The 17,244-nt window shown below is 74.2% G+C and carries 16 protein-coding genes; 7 read left to right on the top strand and 9 right to left on the bottom strand.

Annotation, left to right across the window (positions count from 1 at the left end; genetic code table 11):
• The first annotated feature begins 108 nt into the window (after window positions 1-108).
• Complete coding sequence (locus H291_RS0112145) at window positions 109-1,023, top strand: DMT family transporter (RefSeq protein ID WP_020015269.1); 915 nt, start codon at window positions 109-111, stop codon at window positions 1,021-1,023.
• On the opposite strand, the gene H291_RS32520 is transcribed toward H291_RS0112145, so the two are convergent.
• Entirely contained in the window at window positions 1,014-2,051 is a 1,038-nt protein-coding gene (locus H291_RS32520; RefSeq protein WP_051109415.1) for a T6SS immunity protein Tdi1 domain-containing protein, read from the bottom strand. The genes H291_RS0112145 and H291_RS32520 overlap by 10 nt on opposite strands.
• A 140-nt stretch (window positions 2,052-2,191) precedes the next feature.
• Between H291_RS32520 and H291_RS32525 the strand changes: the two genes are divergently transcribed.
• Window positions 2,192-3,082 carry a class I SAM-dependent methyltransferase gene (locus H291_RS32525; RefSeq protein WP_020015270.1) on the top strand — a complete coding sequence of 297 codons (891 nt, stop codon included), beginning with the start codon at window positions 2,192-2,194 and terminating at the stop codon, window positions 3,080-3,082.
• A complete protein-coding gene (locus tag H291_RS0112160; RefSeq protein WP_020015271.1) occupies window positions 3,079-3,651 on the top strand; it encodes a DinB family protein in 573 nt (190 codons plus the stop codon). Before H291_RS32525 ends, H291_RS0112160 begins: the two co-directional genes overlap by 4 nt.
• A gap of 31 nt (window positions 3,652-3,682) precedes the next feature.
• On the opposite strand, the gene H291_RS0112165 is transcribed toward H291_RS0112160, so the two are convergent.
• Complete coding sequence (locus tag H291_RS0112165; RefSeq protein WP_020015272.1) at window positions 3,683-4,141, bottom strand: hypothetical protein; 459 nt, start codon at window positions 4,139-4,141, stop codon at window positions 3,683-3,685.
• A 48-nt stretch (window positions 4,142-4,189) separates the two neighbouring features.
• The gene (locus H291_RS0112170; RefSeq protein ID WP_020015273.1) at window positions 4,190-5,110 is read right to left on the bottom strand and encodes a LysR family transcriptional regulator; all 921 of its coding nucleotides are present in this window, start codon (window positions 5,108-5,110) and stop codon (window positions 4,190-4,192) included.
• A 95-nt stretch (window positions 5,111-5,205) separates the two neighbouring features.
• On the opposite strand from H291_RS0112170, the gene H291_RS0112175 reads away from it, so the two are divergent.
• The 3 genes from H291_RS0112175 to H291_RS0112185 are packed head-to-tail and all read left to right on the top strand — an operon-like array spanning window position 5,206 to window position 8,246.
• Window positions 5,206-6,201 carry a threonine ammonia-lyase gene (locus H291_RS0112175; protein WP_020015274.1) on the top strand — a complete coding sequence of 332 codons (996 nt, stop codon included), beginning with the start codon at window positions 5,206-5,208 and terminating at the stop codon, window positions 6,199-6,201.
• Between the two features lie 10 nt (window positions 6,202-6,211).
• The gene (locus tag H291_RS0112180) at window positions 6,212-6,832 is read left to right on the top strand and encodes an L-threonylcarbamoyladenylate synthase (RefSeq protein ID WP_020015275.1); all 621 of its coding nucleotides are present in this window, start codon (window positions 6,212-6,214) and stop codon (window positions 6,830-6,832) included.
• A 10-nt stretch (window positions 6,833-6,842) separates the two neighbouring features.
• Window positions 6,843-8,246: a UTP--glucose-1-phosphate uridylyltransferase gene (locus tag H291_RS0112185; RefSeq protein ID WP_020015276.1), complete on the top strand. Its 1,404-nt coding sequence runs from the start codon at window positions 6,843-6,845 to the stop codon at window positions 8,244-8,246.
• A gap of 212 nt (window positions 8,247-8,458) precedes the next feature.
• On the opposite strand, the gene H291_RS0112190 is transcribed toward H291_RS0112185, so the two are convergent.
• The 6 genes from H291_RS0112190 to H291_RS0112215 form a co-directional block, all read right to left on the bottom strand.
• Window positions 8,459-11,128: an alpha-N-acetylglucosaminidase gene (locus tag H291_RS0112190; protein WP_020015277.1), complete on the bottom strand. Its 2,670-nt coding sequence runs from the start codon at window positions 11,126-11,128 to the stop codon at window positions 8,459-8,461.
• Entirely contained in the window at window positions 11,098-12,456 is a 1,359-nt protein-coding gene (locus tag H291_RS0112195) for a Gfo/Idh/MocA family protein (RefSeq protein WP_020015278.1), read from the bottom strand. Before H291_RS0112195 ends, H291_RS0112190 begins: the two co-directional genes overlap by 31 nt.
• A gap of 56 nt (window positions 12,457-12,512) precedes the next feature.
• Window positions 12,513-13,361, bottom strand: a complete 849-nt coding sequence (locus tag H291_RS0112200) for a carbohydrate ABC transporter permease (RefSeq protein ID WP_020015279.1) — start codon at window positions 13,359-13,361, stop codon at window positions 12,513-12,515.
• Window positions 13,358-14,362, bottom strand: a complete 1,005-nt coding sequence (locus H291_RS0112205; RefSeq protein ID WP_020015280.1) for a carbohydrate ABC transporter permease — start codon at window positions 14,360-14,362, stop codon at window positions 13,358-13,360. The genes H291_RS0112200 and H291_RS0112205 overlap by 4 nt, the downstream gene beginning before the upstream one ends.
• Window positions 14,359-15,771 (bottom strand): ABC transporter substrate-binding protein, encoded by a 1,413-nt coding sequence (locus H291_RS29815; RefSeq protein ID WP_020015281.1) that lies wholly within the window; start codon window positions 15,769-15,771, stop codon window positions 14,359-14,361. The genes H291_RS0112205 and H291_RS29815 overlap by 4 nt, the downstream gene beginning before the upstream one ends.
• 86 nt (window positions 15,772-15,857) lie before the next feature.
• A complete protein-coding gene (locus tag H291_RS0112215; RefSeq protein WP_020015282.1) occupies window positions 15,858-16,535 on the bottom strand; it encodes an IMPACT family protein in 678 nt (225 codons plus the stop codon).
• A 79-nt stretch (window positions 16,536-16,614) separates the two neighbouring features.
• Here H291_RS0112215 and H291_RS0112220 point away from each other — a divergent pair, with 79 nt between their 5' ends.
• Complete coding sequence (locus tag H291_RS0112220; protein WP_026365676.1) at window positions 16,615-17,223, top strand: tyrosine-type recombinase/integrase; 609 nt, start codon at window positions 16,615-16,617, stop codon at window positions 17,221-17,223.
• The last annotated feature ends 21 nt before the right edge of the window (window positions 17,224-17,244 follow it).

Raw genomic sequence — 17,244 nt, forward strand, 5'->3', positions numbered from 1 at the left:
CGCGACCGGCCTCCACGGGCCGGCGCCGAGGCGTGCTCCGTGACGATCCCCGTCCTCGGAAGTCCCTCGGAACGGGCCGGCGCCAGGCGCGACCGGCCAGGAGTACACATGTCGTCAACTCGAACCGGGCTGCTGCTCGTCTGCCTCGCCGGAGTCCTGTGGGGCACCGGCGGCCTCGCCCTCGAAATCCTCCGCGACCACTCGTCGATGTCCGTCCTGACGGTCAGCGCCTACCGCATGTTGATCGCGGCCCTCGCGCTGATCGCCGCCTCGTTCGTCCTGCGCCGGGGACCGCGGCTCGTCGCCCTGGTGCGGGCCCACCCGGTGCGCGCTGCCGCCGTGGGGCTGGGGACAGGCGCCTACCAGGCGCTCTACTTCGGCTCCGTGGCGACGGCGGGTGTCACCGTCGCGACGGTCGTCAGCCTGGGCCTCGCCCCGGTGATCCTCGCCGGGGTGGACCTCGTCCGGGCCCGACGCCGGACCGCCCCGCCGCGCGGCACCCTGCGCCTCGGGCTGGTCGTCTCCGCGGCGCTGTCCGGGCTGGTCCTGGTCAGCACCGCCTCGGGGACCGGCGCCGTCGGGAGCCAGCCGGTGCTCGGCCTGCTGCTGGCCGTCGCCTCCGGCTCGGTCTATGCCGGTACGACGGCGCTGGGCGGCACGCTGCTGGCGTCGCCCGTCGTCGACCCGCTCGCCCTGACCACCGTGGCGACGACGGCGGGCGCCGTCGGACTGGTCCCGGTGGCGCTGGCCGGCGGCGGACCGTTCGTCACGAGCGATCCGGCCGCGCTCGGCACCCTCGCCTACCTCGGCGTGTTCACGATGGCCCTCGCGTACGGGCTCTTCTACGCGGGGCTGCGCAGCACCAGGAGCGGTGCGGCCGTGGTCGCGACCCTGGTGGAGCCAGTGACGGCGGCTGTCGCCGCGGCGGTCGTGCTGGGGGAGCGGCTCGGACCGGCAGGAATCGCCGGGTCGGTCCTGATCTTGGCCGCGGTGGCCGGCCTGGACCTAGAACCTCAGGCGTAGGACCAACGCCCGTCCTGCCGCAGCCTGGGCTGGGGCGGGACGGGCGTCTCGTGGTCGACGGCGCTCATCTGGCCGGTGTTGTACTGGTCCGCGATGTACTGGCTGAACTGGCCCGAGTCGAGCGTGTGGGCGTTGTCCTCGTAGTCGTACGAGCGATACCCGTCGGGACCCGCCGGCACGTACCCACGGGGCGCCGCGGCAGTGCCTGACGAGTCCGGCGCGCCGGCCGCGTGCGTCCCCGCGGCGCCGGCCGCGTGCGAACCGGCCGCGTGCGAACCGGCCGCCTGCGAACCGGCCGCGGCCCCGTACGTCCCCTGACCCGCCCCGGCGCCGTGAGCGCCCGGTGCGTACCCCTGCTGCCCGCCCCGGTAGTCCAGCTCGGCGCCCGCTGCGTACTGGGCCTCGTATCCGGCCGGGTACGCCGCCGCCTGCCGCGAGTCGTGGCCCGGCTGGTAGGCGGGATAGGCGCCCGTGTTCACCTGCTGCGCGGCCGGCTGCCACAGGTCGGCCGGCGGGTTCGGCGAGTCGAACGACGGCGTCGCCCCGGTCAGCCCCTGCGCCGCCTGGTTCTGCGCCGCGAACAGCGCCGACGCCCCGGCGTCGGGCTGCACGCCGTTGAGCTCCCCGTGGATCCGCCCGGCGAGGTTGGCCGCGATCGCGAACCGCAGCGGCGCCAGGGAGTCCACCGACATGGTGCCCGTCACCGCGGGCGGGGGGAGGAACGCGAAGACCTCGTCGTCGCCGAGCTGCATGCCCTGGCCGAGGGCGGCGTTGAGCGTCTCCTCCAGGAGGTACTCGGCGCGGCCGTCCTCGGTCTCGAGGTCGGCGAACATCTCGTCCATCGTGCCCCACCGGCGCTCCAGCGTGCCCTCGACGGTGTCGAGGAACCACCAGCCGTCGCGCGACTCCAGGAAGAGGTCGCCGAAACAGGAGGCGAAGCGCGGGGTCTTGTCACCCGTCCCTATCCACGACCAGGACGACAGCGCGAACTCGTAGGCGTCAGGTGCGAATTCTCGGATCAGGTGCACCTGGCGAATGTTGCCATGCTCACACTCCGAGCAAAAGGGGCGTACTGGATATGTAACGATTCGGCTCGTCCGTTTCACCCGAATGTTTTCCTCCCGGAAACACCTGGCACCCCCGCGAGGCCGGTCGCTACCGTCGCGACATGGCGAGCGACGACGACGGGCAGCATCACGCACAGCACGACGCACGGCACGACCCACGGCACGGCGGCCGGCACACGAGCGGCCAGCTCGCGCTCGACGCGCGGGTCCAGGAGTACTACGCGGGCCTGACCGGCTGGGACGAGCACGCGCGGCTCACGTCCCGCTCGGCGCAGGGCCCGCTGGAGCACGCCCGCACCCAGGAGCTGGTCCGACGGCGTCTCGCGCCCGGCGCGCGGGTGCTCGACGTCGGCGGCGCCACCGGCGTGCACGCCGCCCCGCTGGCCGCGGACGGCTTCGACGTGCTCCTGGTCGACCCCGTCGCCGAGCAGGTCGCGCGCGCGGCCGAGCACGGCACCTTCGCGGCGCGGGTCGGGGACGCGCGGGACCTCGCCGCGCCAGGCCTGGACCTGGCCGACGACACCTTCGACGCCGTGCTGCTCCTCGGCCCGCTCTACCACCTCGCGACGCGTGCCGACCGGCTGCGGGCGCTGCGCGAGGCCGCGCGTGTGACCCGGTCGGGCGGCACCGTCGTCGCCGCGGGCATCACGCGCCTCGCGGGCCTGGTCGGCGGCGGGTACGAGCTGTTCGCGCCGTCGGCCTGGCAGCCGATGCTCCAGGAGGGCACGCCCCCGGACATGCAGTTCCCGGCCGCCCACTTCCACGACGCCGCCGAGCTCGCCCAGGAGGTGGCCGAGGCCGGGCTGTCCGACGTCGTCGTGCACGGGGTGGAGGGGCCCGCCGGCGGGGCGCTGGAGCGGGTCCCGCTCGACGCCCCGGAGGCCCCGGCGCTGATCGACGCCGCGCTCACCCTCGCCCGCGCGCTGTCGACGACGCCCGGCGTCACGGACATGAGCCAGCACGTCCTGGCGATCGGTACGGTCGCCCCATGAGCACCGAGATCAGCCCCGAGTCCCGCGCCGAGATCGACCGGATCGCGCGCACCGACCCGCCGGCCGCCGCCGACGAGGTGACGATGCTGCGGTCCTTCGTCGACTTCTACCGGGCCACGATCCGGCGCCAGTGCGCGGGCCTGACGGCGGAGCAGCTGCGCACGCCGCACCCGCCGTCGACCATGACGCTGGCCGGGATGCTCAAGCACCTCGCCTACGTCGAGGACGAGTGGTTCTCCGTGCGCCTGCGGGGCAGCAGGCCCGCGCCGCCCTGGGACACGGTCGACTGGTCCGCGGACCGCGACTGGGACTGGAACAGCGCCCTGACGGACACCCCGGAGCAGCTGGTCGCCCTGTTCGACGACGCCGTGGCCGCCTCCGAGCGGATCCTCGACGAGGTCGTCGGCGCGGGCCTGGACCAGGAGGTCGCGCGGCCGTCGGGGCACGCGGGCCACGCCGGGCGCATCACGCTGCGCTGGATCCTGGTGCACATGGTCGAGGAGTACAGCCGGCACGCGGGCCACGCCGACCTGCTGCGCGAGGCCCTGGACGGCGCGACCGACCTGTAGCGCCGGGCGGGCCCCGGAACGCGCAAGCGGCTCAGAACAGCAGCCACGCGAGGTCCGCGGCCTCCAGCACGATCCAGAACCGCAGGAACCGGCCGACCAGGCCGGTGCCGACGAACAGCCACATCCGCACCCGCAGCACGCCCGCGACCACGGACATCACCATGAACGGCGGCAGCCCCGCGAACGCCGAGGCCAGCAGCACCAGCCCGGTGTAGACGGGGCGGCCCTCGGTGCGGCCGCGCCAGCGGGTCATCGCGGCCTCGATCCTGGGCGACTCCAGCTTGCTGCGCAGCCAGGGCAGCCGGGTGGTCCCGGCGCCGGCCCAGTACCAGAGGAGCTTGCCGGTGACCTGCCCGACGGCGGCGACCGCGGCCAGCACGACGCTCGGGTAGGTCTGGTCGGCGGCGGCCACCGCGAGGTAGGCCTCCAGGGCCATGAACGCCGCGACGGCGGCGCCGGCCGAGTAGAGGAAGGTGGAGACGAGCAGCATCGGACCGGGTCCGCCCTCAGGTCTCGGGGTGCGGGGAGGTGGCCGGGGTCACACCGGGACGTTAGCGCCTGCTGCGACGAGCTGCCGAATCAGGGCCTCGGCGGGCGGCGCGGGCGGGCCGACGGTAAGGGCCATGACCCGCCGCTTCGCACCCGGCAGGGGAGCGGTGGCGATGCCCGGGTGCCGGTGCGCGAGCAGCGTGAGCCCGGGCAGCAGGCTCACGCCCGCGCCCGCGGCGACCAGCGCCTGCACGGCCACGTAGTCGTCGGTCTCGAACGCGATCCGCGGCGCGAAGCCGACGGCGGCGCAGCGCGCCACCATGTCGGCGCGGCAGCGCTCGCACCCCGCGATCCAGTCGGCGTCGTCCAGGGCCTTCAGGTCGGGGACGACGCCGGGGCCGGGCGCGGCGTCGAGGTCCGCGGCCGTGACGAGGTTGACCTGCTCGTCGAGGATCGTCGTCGACTCGAACCGCGACAGGTCGTCCATGGAGCGGGCGTGGCGCACGTCCATGTGCTCGAACACCAGCGCGACGTCGACCGCGCCGGACTGCAGGGCGGCGACGGCGTCCGGCGGCTCGTGCTCGACGAGCCCCACGGACAGGCCGGGGTGCTCCTGCACGAGGCGGGCGACGGCGTCGGGCACGAGGGTGGCGAGCGCGGAGGGGAAGGCGGCCAGGCGGGCGCGTCCGGCGCGCAGGCCGGCCAGGGCGTCGAGCTCGCGGCGCGCGCCCTCGACGCGGCCGAGGATCTCCTCGGCGCGGTTCGCGAGCAGGCGACCGGCCTCGGTGAGGCGGACGCCGCGGCCGTGCCGCTGCAGCAGCGGGATGCCGGCGTCGGCCTCCAGACGGGACAGGTGGTGGCTCACCGAGGGCTGCGCGTAGTGCAGCTCCTTGGCCGCGGCCGTGACGGAGCCCGTACGGGCGACCGCCGCGAGGACGCGCAGCCGGGTGAGGTCGAGCTCTGCGGTCATGCCTCCAGGTTAGCGCAGAAAGATAGGCTGCATCGATCGAAAGTCGAAGTAACACGTATTGGACCTATGGGTCATGGGCGGGTCACGCTGGGTTCATGAACCTCGTCGAGACCCGTCCCGACGTCACGATCGCCGACGTGCTCGCCGCGCAGTCGCGCCTGGACGGCATGGTGGTGCGCACCCCCGTGGGGGAGTACCCGGACCTGACCCGGGCCGCGGGCGCCGACGTCGTCGTCAAGCACGAGAACCAGCAGCGCACCGGCGCCTTCAAGGCCCGCGGCGCCAGCAACCTCCTGCTCGGGATGACGGAGGCCGAGCGCGCCCGCGGCGTCGTCGCCTACTCCACGGGCAACCACGCGCAGGGCGTCGCCTACGCCGCCCGGCTGACCGGCACCGCGTGCACCATCGTCATGCCCGACGACCCCAACCCCGTCAAGCTGCGCGCCGTCCTCGACCAGGGCGCCGACGTGCTGCTCCAGGGTGCCACGTTCGACGACGCCCGCGAGCGGGCCACCGCGCTCGCCGAGGCCTCCGGGGCGCGGCTCGTCGGTGCCGCGAACGAGCCCGCCATCATCGCCGGCGTCGGCACGCTGTACCTCGAGATGTTCCAGCAGGCCCCGGGCCTCGACGTGCTCGTCGTCCCCGTCGGCGGCGGCTCCGGAGCCTCCGCCGCCGGCCTCGTCGCGGCCGCCGTCGCGCCCGGCACCGAGGTGATCGCCGTCCAGTCCGCCGCCTCGCCGGCCGCCCACGACTCCTGGCACTCGGGCGCGCTCGTCGAGCGGGCGAACGCCACCCGCGCGGAAGGGCTCGCCGTCGGCTGCGGGTTCGAGGTCACGCAGGCCCTCATGCGCCGGCACCTGACCGACTTCGTGCTCGTCACCGACGAGCAGATCACGCTCGCCCAGGAGCTGTACCTCACCGGCGCGCACACGGTCGCCGAGGGCGCCGGGGCCGCCGCGCTCGCCGCCGTCCTGGCCGACCCCGAGCGCTTCGCCGGACGCCGCGTCGGCGTCGTCTGCACCGGTGGGAACGCCAGCGCCGACGAGCTGCGCCGCGCCCTGGCGCGCGCCACGGGACCCGTGCCCGACTAGGCTCGCCCGCATGGCCCGCTACTTCGACGTCCACCCCGTCGACCCTCAGCCGCGCGCGGTCGGGCAGGTGGTCGCGATGCTGCGCGACGACGCGCTCATCGCGTACCCCACCGACTCCTCCTACGCGCTCGGCTGTCGCATGGACTACCACGACGGCGCGGACCGCATCCGCGGCATCCGTCGGCTCGACGACAAGCACCACTTCACCCTGGTGTGCGCCGACTTCGCCCAGCTCGGCCAGCTCGTCAAGCTCGACAACTCCGCGTTCCGCGCCATCAAGGCCGCCACGCCCGGGCCCTACACGTTCATCCTGCCCGCCACCGCCGAGGTGCCGCGCCGGCTCGCGCACCCCAAGAAGAAGACCGTGGGCGTGCGCATCCCCGACTCCGCCGTCACCCAGGCGCTGCTGCGCGAGCTCGGCGAGCCCCTGCTGTCCTCCACCCTGATCCTGCCCGACCACGCCGAGCCCCTGACCGACGGCTGGACCATCAAGGAGGAGCTCGACCACGTGCTCGACGCCGTGGTGGACGGCGGCGACGCCGGCACCGAGCCGACGACGGTCGTCGACTGGTCCGACGGTTATCCACAGGTCGTCCGAGAAGGGGCCGGCGACCCCGCCCGTTTCGAATAGCCTGGGGGTCATGACCGACCCCACCGGGCTCGAGCAGGCCCGCACCAAGATGACCCAGGCAGGCGTCGCACCCGCCGCGATCGACACGTTCACGCGGTTCTACCACCTCCTGGAGTCCGGCGAGACCGGCCTGATCCGCGAGACCGACATCGACCCCCTCGTCGACATCCCCAACCGCGCCGAGCTGACCATCAGCGACGACGACGCGGCCGCGGCGCTGGCCAAGACCGCGATGCTCAAGCTCAACGGCGGGCTCGGCACGTCCATGGGCATGGACAAGGCCAAGTCGCTCCTGCCCGTCCGCGAGGCGCCTGACGGCGGCGAGATCCTCACCTTCCTCGACATCATCGTCGGCCAGGTCCGCGCCGCCCGGCAGGCCACCGGCGCCCGCCTCCCGCTGCTGTTCATGAACTCCTTCCGCACCCGCGAGGACTCGCTGGCCGCCCTGGAGCGCTACACCGACATCGCCGTCGACGGCCTGCCCGTCGACTTCCTGCAGAACCGCGAGCCCAAGCTCCTCGCCTCGGACCTCACCCCCGTCACCTGGGAGAAGGACCCCGACCTCGAGTGGTGCCCGCCCGGGCACGGCGACCTCTACCCGGCGCTGCACGCCTCCGGCGTCGTCGTCGCCCTCCTCGAGGCCGGCTTCCGCTACATGTGCGTCTCCAACTCCGACAACCTCGGCGCCACGCCCGACGCGACCATCGCCGGCTGGTTCGCCGCCTCCGGCGCTCCCTACGCCGCCGAGCTCTGCCGCAAGACCGCGGCCGACGTCAAGGGCGGCCAGATCGTCGTCCGCAAGTCCGACGGCCGCTACGTGCAGCGCGAGACCGCCCAGACCCACCCCGACGACGTCGCCGCGTCGCTCGACGCCACCCGGCACCCCTTCTTCCACACCAACAACCTCTGGTTCGACCTCCAGGCGCTCGCCGACGAGCTGGAGCGGACCGGCGGAGTGCTGGAGCTGCCCCTGATCCGCAACGACAAGACGGTCGACCCGTCCGACTCGTCGTCGCCCGCCGTGGTGCAGATCGAGTCCGCCATGGGCGCGGCCGTGGCCGTCTTCGAGGGCGCCACCGCCATCGAGGTCGAGCGGTCCCGGTTCCTGCCGGTCAAGACCACGAACGACCTGCTGGTGCTGCGCTCCGACGTGTACACCCTCACGCCGGACTACCTGCTCGAGGCCCAGGCGCCCGCGCCGCTGGTCGACCTCGACAAGGCGCACTACAAGCTCATCGACGGCTTCACGCAGCGCTTCGCCGCGGGCGCGCCGTCCCTGCGCGACGCCGACTCGCTCACCGTGCGCGGCGACTGGACCTTCGGGTCAGGCGTGCGGGCCGAGGGCAAGGCGGCGCTCGCGGGCGACGGCGGCACGGTGCCGGACGGCGCGACGGTCGGCGCGGACGGGTTCTGACCCGCACCGGTGCGTGGTCGGCAGTTCGTCAGGTGATCGGTAGATCGTCGGGCGGTCGGTAGAAGGTCAGGTGGTCGGTACCTCGAGCTGCCGACCACCTGACCTTCTGCCGACCACGCTGTTCGGCGGTGTCCCACGCTGTTCGACCGGGCTCCCGCACCGTTCGGTCGTCCCACGCTGCTCGACCGGGCTCCCGCACCGCGCGGCGGGCGTCAGCCCGACGTGGTGGAGCGCCAGGTCTCCTCGATCGCGACGATGCGTGCGCGCAGCGGGGTCGGGTCGGCGTCCGGGGGCACCGGCCCCGCCGCGGCGGCGTCGGCCAGCCAGTCGGCCCAGGCCTGCCACCGCGGCAGGTAGAGGTCGCGCACCAGGGGGTGCCAGTGCCGGCCGGAGTAGTCGTGCAGGCCGTTGTGCTGTCCGCCCCAGACGCTGACCAGGCTGCGCGCCTCGCGCTCCATCGCGTCCCGCTCGGCGGGGGTGTCGCCCCAGGCCCGGGCGGCGTCGATCCAGGTGCGCACCCGGCTCTCCGGGCGGACGGTGGCCAGCTCGTCGAGCTCCAGCAGGTCGGCCCGCAGGCGGTTCATGTGCTCGCGGACGCCGTCGGGGTCGCCGTTCCGCGCCGCCGCGAGGATCCCGCGCACGTGCGCGCGGGTGCCCTGGGCGAGGACGTGCCCGGCCAGGTCGGCGATGTCGGCGTCGAGGACATCGAGGGCGCTGGTGCCGCTGGGCCCGGCGGTGTCTACGGCGTCTGGCCCGCCTGTGGTGTTCTTGCTGTTTTCGCCTTCGGCGTCCTCGGTGTCTGCCCCGCCCGTGGCGGCCTCGCTGTCCGGCCCGCCCGTGGCGGCCTCGCTGTCCGCCCCGCTCGCGGTGCCCTCGGCGTCTGTCCCGCGCGCTGCGGTGCCGACCACTGCCTTGTGCTCCCCGCCGCCAGCCGACCGGTTCTGCCGGGACTCCGCGGCAGTTAGCAGCTCCCTAACCGCCGTCAGGTCCCGCACCGCGTCGGCGAGGCGGGGGAGGGCGGCCTCGATCGCGGGGTCGTTCTCGGCGTCCACGTTGGACGACGGCGTGGGCGGCTGCGGACCTGAGATCGCCTCGCCGGCGCTGCGCTGAGCCGGGAACGGCAGGCCTGCGCTCCAGGGCCGGGCGATGACCGGCGTCGGGATCGAGCGGGTGCGACCCGATCCGTAGAGCGTGGATAAAATAGTGTGCCAAGCGCGTAGCGCCACCCGAGCGGCTTCCTGCACCGGGTCACCGCCAGCTCCAGAGCCGATGAGCCCGTACCGGGTGAGCACGAAGCTCTCCAGCCAGGCGTCGAGGTCGGCGGGGGAGTGCGGGCCGTCGTCCCAGGCGAGGTCGGTGCCGAGCTCGTAGAAGACCTCGTTGTTCTCGATCGCCTCGGGGGCCAGGCCGACGCCGCGCAGGTGCGGCACGCCGTCGGGCAGCGCGGCCACGTCCCGGACGAGTCCCGCCAGGTCGCCGAACAGCGCGGGCCGCCCGCCGAAGTTGTGCAGCGCGCACCAGACCCAGGGGCGCCCGGCGAGCGGGGCGCCGTCGGCGAGCAGCGCGGTGTGCAGGGGCACGTGCTCGCCCCAGAGGTCCAGCACCAGCGTCCGGTCGACGGGCACGTCGCACAGGTACGCGCCCACCCGGTCCGGCGTCCAGAACGCGCCCTTGTAGTGGAAGGGCCAGCCCTGCAGCACCCAGACCGGCTCGGGTTCCCCGCCGTCTCGAGCCGCCGCGGCCAGCGCGCGGTACATCCCGCGTCCGGCGGAGCGCAGGTGGTCGGCGTCGTCCGACGGCGGCACGGACTCGATGTACGGGTCCACCGCGTAGAAGCCCGTGCCGGGGCCGAGGAGCTCGCGCTGCACCCGGCCGAACGTCGCGTGCAGGCCCCGGAAGCGTGCCGACTCGGGGTGCAGCAGCGGGATGTGCCAGCCCTGCCACTCGATCTCGTCGTAGCCGGCTGTGTCGTCGCCGCCCGTGTCGTGGCTGCCCGCGTCGTCGCCACCCGTTCCACCCGCGCGGCACCCGTCGGAAGCGGGGCCCGCGCCCGCGAGCGACGGTGGCACGTGCCCGCCGAACCCGGGCAGCACCGGCGTCATGCCGAGCTCGCGCATCCGCGCGAGGATCCGCCGGGCCAGGTCGACGCGGCGCTCGGCCCAGCGGGCGGGGAGCGGACCGCCGAATGAGTGCATGCCGCCCATGAACGTCCACGGGAAGTGCGCGGCGCCGCCGATCCACTCGGCCACCTCGGTGTCGGGCAGCCCGGACCGGCGGAAGGTCTCGGCCAGCACGGCCTCGTGCGCCACGAGCATCAGCGGGTGCGTGACGCCGTGCAGCGCCATCCAGTCGATCTCGCGCTCCCAGCGGTCCCAGCCCCAGAACGGCGTCGAGTACCCGAACGTCACCACGTTCAGGTAGTACCGCACGGCGTGCGGCGTCGAGACGGCGGTCCGGGGCGCGTCTGGCAGGGGTCCCGCGCCCACCTGCGGTCCCGGGTGCCCATTCGGTCCGACGTCGGCCTCCGGCCCTGCGCCCGCCTCCGGCCCTGCGCCCGCCTCCGGTCCTGTGCCAACGCACGGTCGCTGCCAGGTGAGGCGCGTGCCCAGGTGGGCGCGCACGTAGCGGGCGAGGGCGACCGAGGCCGCGACGGGGTCCGACGCGCGGATCGTCAACCGGCCGCCGGTCGCGACGTAGTCGGCTGCGGCGGCGGGGCCGGCGGCATGCCCCCCGGCCGTCTCAAGTGATTCGTTCGTCCACCCGGCCGGCAACGGCTCCAGCGAGACCAGCCCGGGATCGACCCCGGCACGTTCGGCGACGCCGCGGACGGCGTCCGCCCACGACACGCCCGTCACGCCGACCCCACCGTCGTCTCCGTCCATGCCGAAAAGTCCACCACGCCCGCCCCGGTGCGCGACTCCTCGGCGGCGAACGCCATGAGGTGGCTGTCCAGCGCCGTCGCGAACGACAGCTCGCCCGTCCCCACCGTGCCGTCCACCACGGCGCGGCAGAACGCGTCCATCAGGGCGTCGTCCCCACCCGCGTGCCCCCGGTGGTCGGCCGCGACCGAGTCGGCGCGGGCGACGAGCATGCAGGTCGCGTGCCCCAGGGGGCCGGCGACGCCGGAGGCCACCACCTCGACACCAGCCGGCAGCGACTCCGGCAACCGCCCCGCCGGCGAGAACAGGTCCACCCGGATCTCGCCCGAGTCCATGTGCCCGTGCAGCTGCCCCCGCGTCCCCGTGATCGTCAGATGCCTGGTGTTCTCCGCGGTGAACGCGCTCGCCGTGAGCGTCGCGGTCAGCCCCGTGCCGAACTCCAGAAGCGTCTGCTGGTGGTCCGCCACGTCGTTGTCGCACCGGTACACGCACCGCCCGTACGGCCCGCGCCGCAGCGCCGCGAGCCGTCCGGCGGGGGAGAGGTCGGAGCCGAGCATCGTCACGGGGTGGCCCGTGACGTCGCGCAGGGCGTCCACGTAGTACCGCGGCGCGTAGAACGGGCAGGACGTCGCCGCGGGGCAGCCGTCGGTGCAGCGTCCCGGGGCGCCGGCCGGCGCGTTCTCGGCGCGGAAGTGCAGCAGCGACCCCGTGCTGGACACCGTCCGGGGCGCCGCCCCGGCGAGCCAGCGGATCAGGTCCAGGTCGTGGCACGTCTTGGCGAGCACCATGGGGCTGGACTCGGCGGCGTTGCGCCAGTTGCCCCGCACGAACGAGTGCGCGAAGTGCCAGAACCCGATGTTCTCCCGCACCTCGATCGTCGCGAGGTCGCCCAGCGAGCCCGCCGCGACGACGGCCCGCACGGCCCGCCAGAACGGCGCGAACCGCAGCACGTGCCCGACGGCGACCCGGGCGCCCGTCCGGCGCACCACGCCGGCCAGGTCGGTCAGCCCCGTGAGCGTCGGCGCGGCGGGCTTCTCCAGCAGCATCGGCAGCCCGGCGTCGGCCACCGCGGCGGCGGCCGGGACGTGGAGCGCGTCCGGCAGGGCGATCAGCACGGCGTCCGGCCGCAGGTGGGCGAGGTCGGCCACCAGGTCGCGCCAGTCCGGGTACCGGGCCGCCGTCGTCCCGGCGAGGGCGTCCAGCCGCGCCGGCACCGGGTCGGCCACGCCGACGACGCGGGCACGGTCCGGGTGCGCCCGCACCCAGCGTCCGTAGGCGTCGGCGCCTCGCCCGCCCGCGCCGAGCACGGCGAGACGCAGGGAACGGTTCATCGCACGGTCCTCCTCAGGACGGTCCCCCCGAGCGCATCGAGCGCATCAGGCACACCTCATCGTTCGGCACCCTGGACCAGCCCGGAGACGATGTACCGCTGGGCCAGGAAGAAGATGATCACCACCGGCACGGTCACCGCGATGGACCCGGCCAGCAGCACCGTGACCGGCACCTGGAAGTCGCCGAGCTGCGCGATGCCCAGCGGCGCCGTCCAGAGGTCGCGGTGCTGCACCAGGAACAGCAGGGCGTAGAAGTACTCGTTCCAGGCGATCATGAACACGTAGATCGCGGTGGCCACGACGCCCGGCACCGCGATCGGCAGCACCACGCGGGTCAGGAGCTGGCCCAGCGTGCAGCCGTCCATGATCGCGGCCTCCTCGACGCTGGCCGGCAGTGCCAGGAAGAAGTTCCGCATCATGTACAGCGCCACCGGCACGGTGGCCGCCACGTAGACGATCAGCAGCCCCACCAGCGAGCTGGTCAGGCCCAGCCTGGACAGGATCACGAACTTGGGCACCGCCAGCACGATCCCCGGGAACAGGTAGACCGCCAGGATGATGCCGTTCGTGACGGCCCGCCCCCGGTACCGCAGCCGGGCGGCCGCGTAGGCGCCCAGCACGCAGACCACGATGCTCACCACCACCGTCCCGACGGCGACGCCGAGCGAGTTGAGCACGAACCGCGCGAGCCCGAACCCGCCGTCGGCCTCGTCCCGCATGGCCGTGGCGAACGCGGACAGGTCCAGGCTCGTCGGCAGCCCCAGCGGGTCGCGCGTCACCTCCGTGTAGGGGCGCATCGACAGGACGACGCCGTACGCGACCGGCCCCAGCGACCACAGCAGCGCGAGCGCGACGACGACGGCGCGGCCGGCGCGGGCCGCGCGGGTGGGTCGGACGCCCGTCATGAGTCCTCCGTCCGCCGGGACAGCAGCACGTACCCCACCAGGAGCACCCCCAGGATGAGGCTCATCAGCAGCCCGAACGCCGCCGCGCTGCCGATGTCGGCCTTGGTCACGAGCTCGGTGTAGACCTTGATCGCCATGACCTGGGTGCTCCCGGCGCCCTCGGTCAGCAGGTAGACGTCGTCGAAGCTCTGGAACGACCAGATGAACCGCAGCAGCAGGAGCAGCAACGCCACGGCCCGCAGCTGCGGCAGCAGGATGTACCGCAGCGTCTGCCGGCGGCCCGCGCCGTCGAGCGCGGCGGCCTCCTCGATCTCGCCCGGCACCGCCTGCAGCCGCGCGGTCAGGAACAGGAACGCCAGCGGCGCCGACTTCCAGATGTCGAACAGCACCACCACCAGCAGCGCGACCGGCACGGGGATGCCCCAGACCTCGGCGGAGGTGGTGCTGAGGAACCCGACGGGCGTGTCCCACCCGAGGTAGGCGCGGCCGAACGCGTTCACGACGCCGTACTGCGGGTTGAGCATCGTCTTCCAGAGGGTCGCCGCGGCCACCACCGGCAGCACGTACGGCACCAGGAGCAGCGCCCGCACCAGACCGCGCCCGCGGAACGGGCGGCGCAGCGCGAGCGCGAGCACCAGCCCGACGGCGAGTGAGCCGGCCGCCGTCAGGCCCGCGTACAGGACCGTGGTCCACAGGGCGCCCCAGAACGCCTGCGACGCCATGGCGCGCTCGAAGTTGTCCAGCGACCACTCGATCGGCTCGGTGCCCAGGAACGGGATGTCGACCAGCCGGATCTCCGAGAAGCCGAACACGACCACCAGCGCGAACGGCAGCAGCACCACGAGGGCCACGACCGCCAGGGACGGCGAGACGAGCAGCCAGCCGGAGCGGTTCTCCCGCCGGGCCCGCCCCGCCTGCGCCCCAATCTGGGTAGCCGGCCTGCGGGACGCCGGTCTGCCGGACGCCGGCCCGCGGGCGGCCGGCACGCGCGCGGTCCTCACTGGTCCTGCTGCAGCGCCGTCACCTCCGCGGCCATCTGCCGCGTCACCTCCGCGGGGTCGGTGCCGCGGTACAGCGGGTCGAGCTGCTGCGCCAGCGTGCCCTGCGTGGCGACCAGGCCCGCGAGCGTCGCGTCGGGCGTGCCCTGGCCCCAGCGGTCGACGGCGTCCATGCCCTCGCCCATGGCCGTCACCAGGTCGTCGCCGTACACCTCGGCCACCGACGACTCGACCTTGGGCCCGAAGCCCAGGCCGCCCCACGCGTCCAGGTACTCGGTGGGGTTCTCCGGGGTGCCGGTGCGCAGCGGCAGGCGGCCCTCGGTGGCCACGGCCAGCGTGTCGGCGTAGCCCGTGCTCAGCATGTACTCGATGTACTGGCGCGCCTCGTCGGCGTGCGCGTGGGCCGGCACCGCGTAGGCGAGCGTGGCGCCGAACTGGGCCGGGGCGGCGTCAGTCTCGTCGGCCGAGCCGCCCGGCGGCTCCAGCACCGTGATGAACCCCGAGCTCTTCGCCAGGAACTCCGGGTCGTCGCCGCACTCCTCGCACGACGGCGGCACCGCCTCGTCGAGGTCCGCCAGCTCGTCCAGGATGTGCGTCGAGAACAGCAGCATCGCGGCGTCGCCCGCCAGGTAGGCGGCCCGCGCCGACTCGACGTCGTAGTCGCCCGCGACGGACGAGTCGCGCAGCTCCTTGAAGTACCCGGCGGCCTCGGCGCACACTGGCGAGTCGATGGCGACCTCGCCGTCGGTCACGAGGCTGCAGCCCGCGGACTGGAAGATCGACTCGATCCCCTCGGTGCCCGACGCCGTTCCGGACTGGGTGCCCAGGGCGATGCCGGTGAGGCCCAGCTCCTCCTTGACGGCCGTGGCCGCCTGCGCGAGCTCCTCGACCGTCGTGGGCACCTCGACGCCCGCCTCCTCCAGGAGGTCGGTGCGGTAGGCGATCAGGTGCACCCAGCCGTCGCTCGGCACGGCGGCCACGGTGCTCTCGCCCGAGTCCGTGTCCTGCACCGTGACCGCGCCGAGCGCGTTCTGGTTGAACGTCGCGGGGTCCAGCGTGTCCAGGGCGGCCTGGACGGCGTCGGTGTCGAGCAGCCCCTGGGACTGCCAGGAGGTGACCTGCGAGGCACCGGCGAGGATCAGGTCGGGCACCTCGCCCGAGGCGGCGCCGGTCACCAGGGCCTGGTCCTGGTCGGCGGCGGCGAGCGGGACGACGTCGACCTCGATGCCGGTCTCCTCCGTGAACCCCTCCGCGACGGCCTCCTGGGCGGCGACCCGCTCGGGCGTGGACTGCGGCGTCCAGAAGGTGATCGAGTCGGTGGGCTCCTCCGCGGGTGCCCCGCACGCGGCGAGGAGCGCGGTGGTGGCGGTCAGTGCGACGACGGCGACGGACGGGCGGATGCGACGGTGCATGATCGGTCCCTCCACGGTGCGGGCCTGGCTGTGTGCTGCGGGCACGTACTGGGTGCCCCAGACAATTCACCCAGGTCCGGGGCCAGTCAAGGACGACGCGCCGGGGACGCCGGTACGGGCACGTCGACGACACGGGCGTCACCGACCTCGGGGGTCAGCGCGCCCGCCGAGGCGGCCGCGACGTCCGCGGCCAGGGCCTCCAGCTCGTCCGGCGGCACCAGCAGCCGCAGGTGCGCGACGGCGCCGTAGCTGGGCGGCTCCATCACCGACCCGTGGCCGGAGGCCCAGTCGCGCAGCATGTTGTCGATGCGGCCGGCGTCGGCGTGGGGGACCGGCACCTCGACCTCGCGCAGCAGCTCGCGGCGCAGCAGGACGCCGGAGGAGGCGGCGTCGTCCAGGGCTGCCGCGACCGCGCCGGAGTAGGCGCGCACCAGGCCGCCGGCCCCGAGCTTCACGCCCCCGAAGTACCGGGTGACGACGGCGACCAGGTCGGTGACGCCGCGGTGGCGCAGCACCTCCAGCATGGGCACACCGGCGGTGCCGCTCGGCTCGCCGTCGTCGGAGGAGCGGGCCTGGTCGGCGCGGGTGCCCAGCACCATGGCGACGCAGTGGTGCCGCGCGTCCCAGAGCTCCTTGCGCAGGCGCGCGATGACGGCGTCGGCCTCCGCGACGCTGCCGGCCGGGGCGAGGTGGGCCAGGAACCGCGACTTCTTGATGAGGAGCTCGTGGTCGACGGGGCGTGCGATGGTGCTGGGGAGGTCCACCGTCAGAGGGTACGCACCACGTCGTCGCGAACCGGCGTCTCCTCTTGATTAATAGTGTGCCAAGCGTATATTCAGTCCCATGACCAGTACCGACGCAACGTCACCAACAGCCAGGGCCGGGGAGCCCGGCCGGTACCCGCGGCCCCCGGTGAGCCTCGAGGAGGCCGAGTGGGTGTGGCGCGAGCTGTCCACGGAGGCGATGCGTCCTGGTGCCAAGCCGGAGGCGGCGCGCCTGGCGGTGATCACGGGACTCGTGCGCGCGACCGGCTCCCGGTACGGGGACCTGCTGCGCGTGCGGGTCGAGGACATCGACCTCGGGCCGGCGCGGGCCAAGGCGTCCGAGGGCAGCGTGCTGGTGCGGCACGGCAAGCACCGCACGCCGCACCGGCACCTGCTGCCGGCGGACCTGGTGGTGCTGCTCAGGCACTGGATGGTGGTGCGCGAGGAGCTGGCGTCCGAGCTGGAGGGCTCGGTCCCGCGGGCGCTGCTGCTGACGGTGCACCACACGCACGACAACGGGACCACGGTCTCGTCGGGCCTGCCGATCACGCGGCAGGGGCTGGTGCTGTCGTGGCGCCGGTTCGTGCACCGCACCAACGCGCGCTACGGCGCGCTGCGCCCGCCCCTGCCGACCCGCTTCGAGCAGGTCCGCCGCGCCTGGGTCGACGCGGCACGGGAAGACCGCTGACCTTCCCGAAGAGAGCAGGAA

The organism is Promicromonospora sukumoe 327MFSha3.1 (assembly GCF_000385135.1).
GTDB lineage: Bacteria > Actinomycetota > Actinomycetes > Actinomycetales > Cellulomonadaceae > Promicromonospora > Promicromonospora sukumoe_B.

Coding starts and splice junctions, on each gene's coding strand:
- H291_RS0112200 (WP_020015279.1), bottom strand. CDS start 13,361: ATGACGGGCGTCCGACCCACCCGCGCGGCCCGCGCCGGCCGCGCCGTC.
- H291_RS0112185 (WP_020015276.1), top strand. CDS start 6,843: ATGACCGACCCCACCGGGCTCGAGCAGGCCCGCACCAAGATGACCCAG.
- H291_RS0112195 (WP_020015278.1), bottom strand. CDS start 12,456: ATGAACCGTTCCCTGCGTCTCGCCGTGCTCGGCGCGGGCGGGCGAGGC.
- H291_RS0112160 (WP_020015271.1), top strand. CDS start 3,079: ATGAGCACCGAGATCAGCCCCGAGTCCCGCGCCGAGATCGACCGGATC.
- H291_RS0112180 (WP_020015275.1), top strand. CDS start 6,212: ATGGCCCGCTACTTCGACGTCCACCCCGTCGACCCTCAGCCGCGCGCG.
- H291_RS0112175 (WP_020015274.1), top strand. CDS start 5,206: ATGAACCTCGTCGAGACCCGTCCCGACGTCACGATCGCCGACGTGCTC.
- H291_RS0112220 (WP_026365676.1), top strand. CDS start 16,615: ATGACCAGTACCGACGCAACGTCACCAACAGCCAGGGCCGGGGAGCCC.
- H291_RS0112190 (WP_020015277.1), bottom strand. CDS start 11,128: ATGGACGGAGACGACGGTGGGGTCGGCGTGACGGGCGTGTCGTGGGCG.
- H291_RS32525 (WP_020015270.1), top strand. CDS start 2,192: ATGGCGAGCGACGACGACGGGCAGCATCACGCACAGCACGACGCACGG.
- H291_RS0112145 (WP_020015269.1), top strand. CDS start 109: ATGTCGTCAACTCGAACCGGGCTGCTGCTCGTCTGCCTCGCCGGAGTC.
- H291_RS0112165 (WP_020015272.1), bottom strand. CDS start 4,141: ATGCTGCTCGTCTCCACCTTCCTCTACTCGGCCGGCGCCGCCGTCGCG.
- H291_RS29815 (WP_020015281.1), bottom strand. CDS start 15,771: ATGCACCGTCGCATCCGCCCGTCCGTCGCCGTCGTCGCACTGACCGCC.
- H291_RS0112170 (WP_020015273.1), bottom strand. CDS start 5,110: ATGACCGCAGAGCTCGACCTCACCCGGCTGCGCGTCCTCGCGGCGGTC.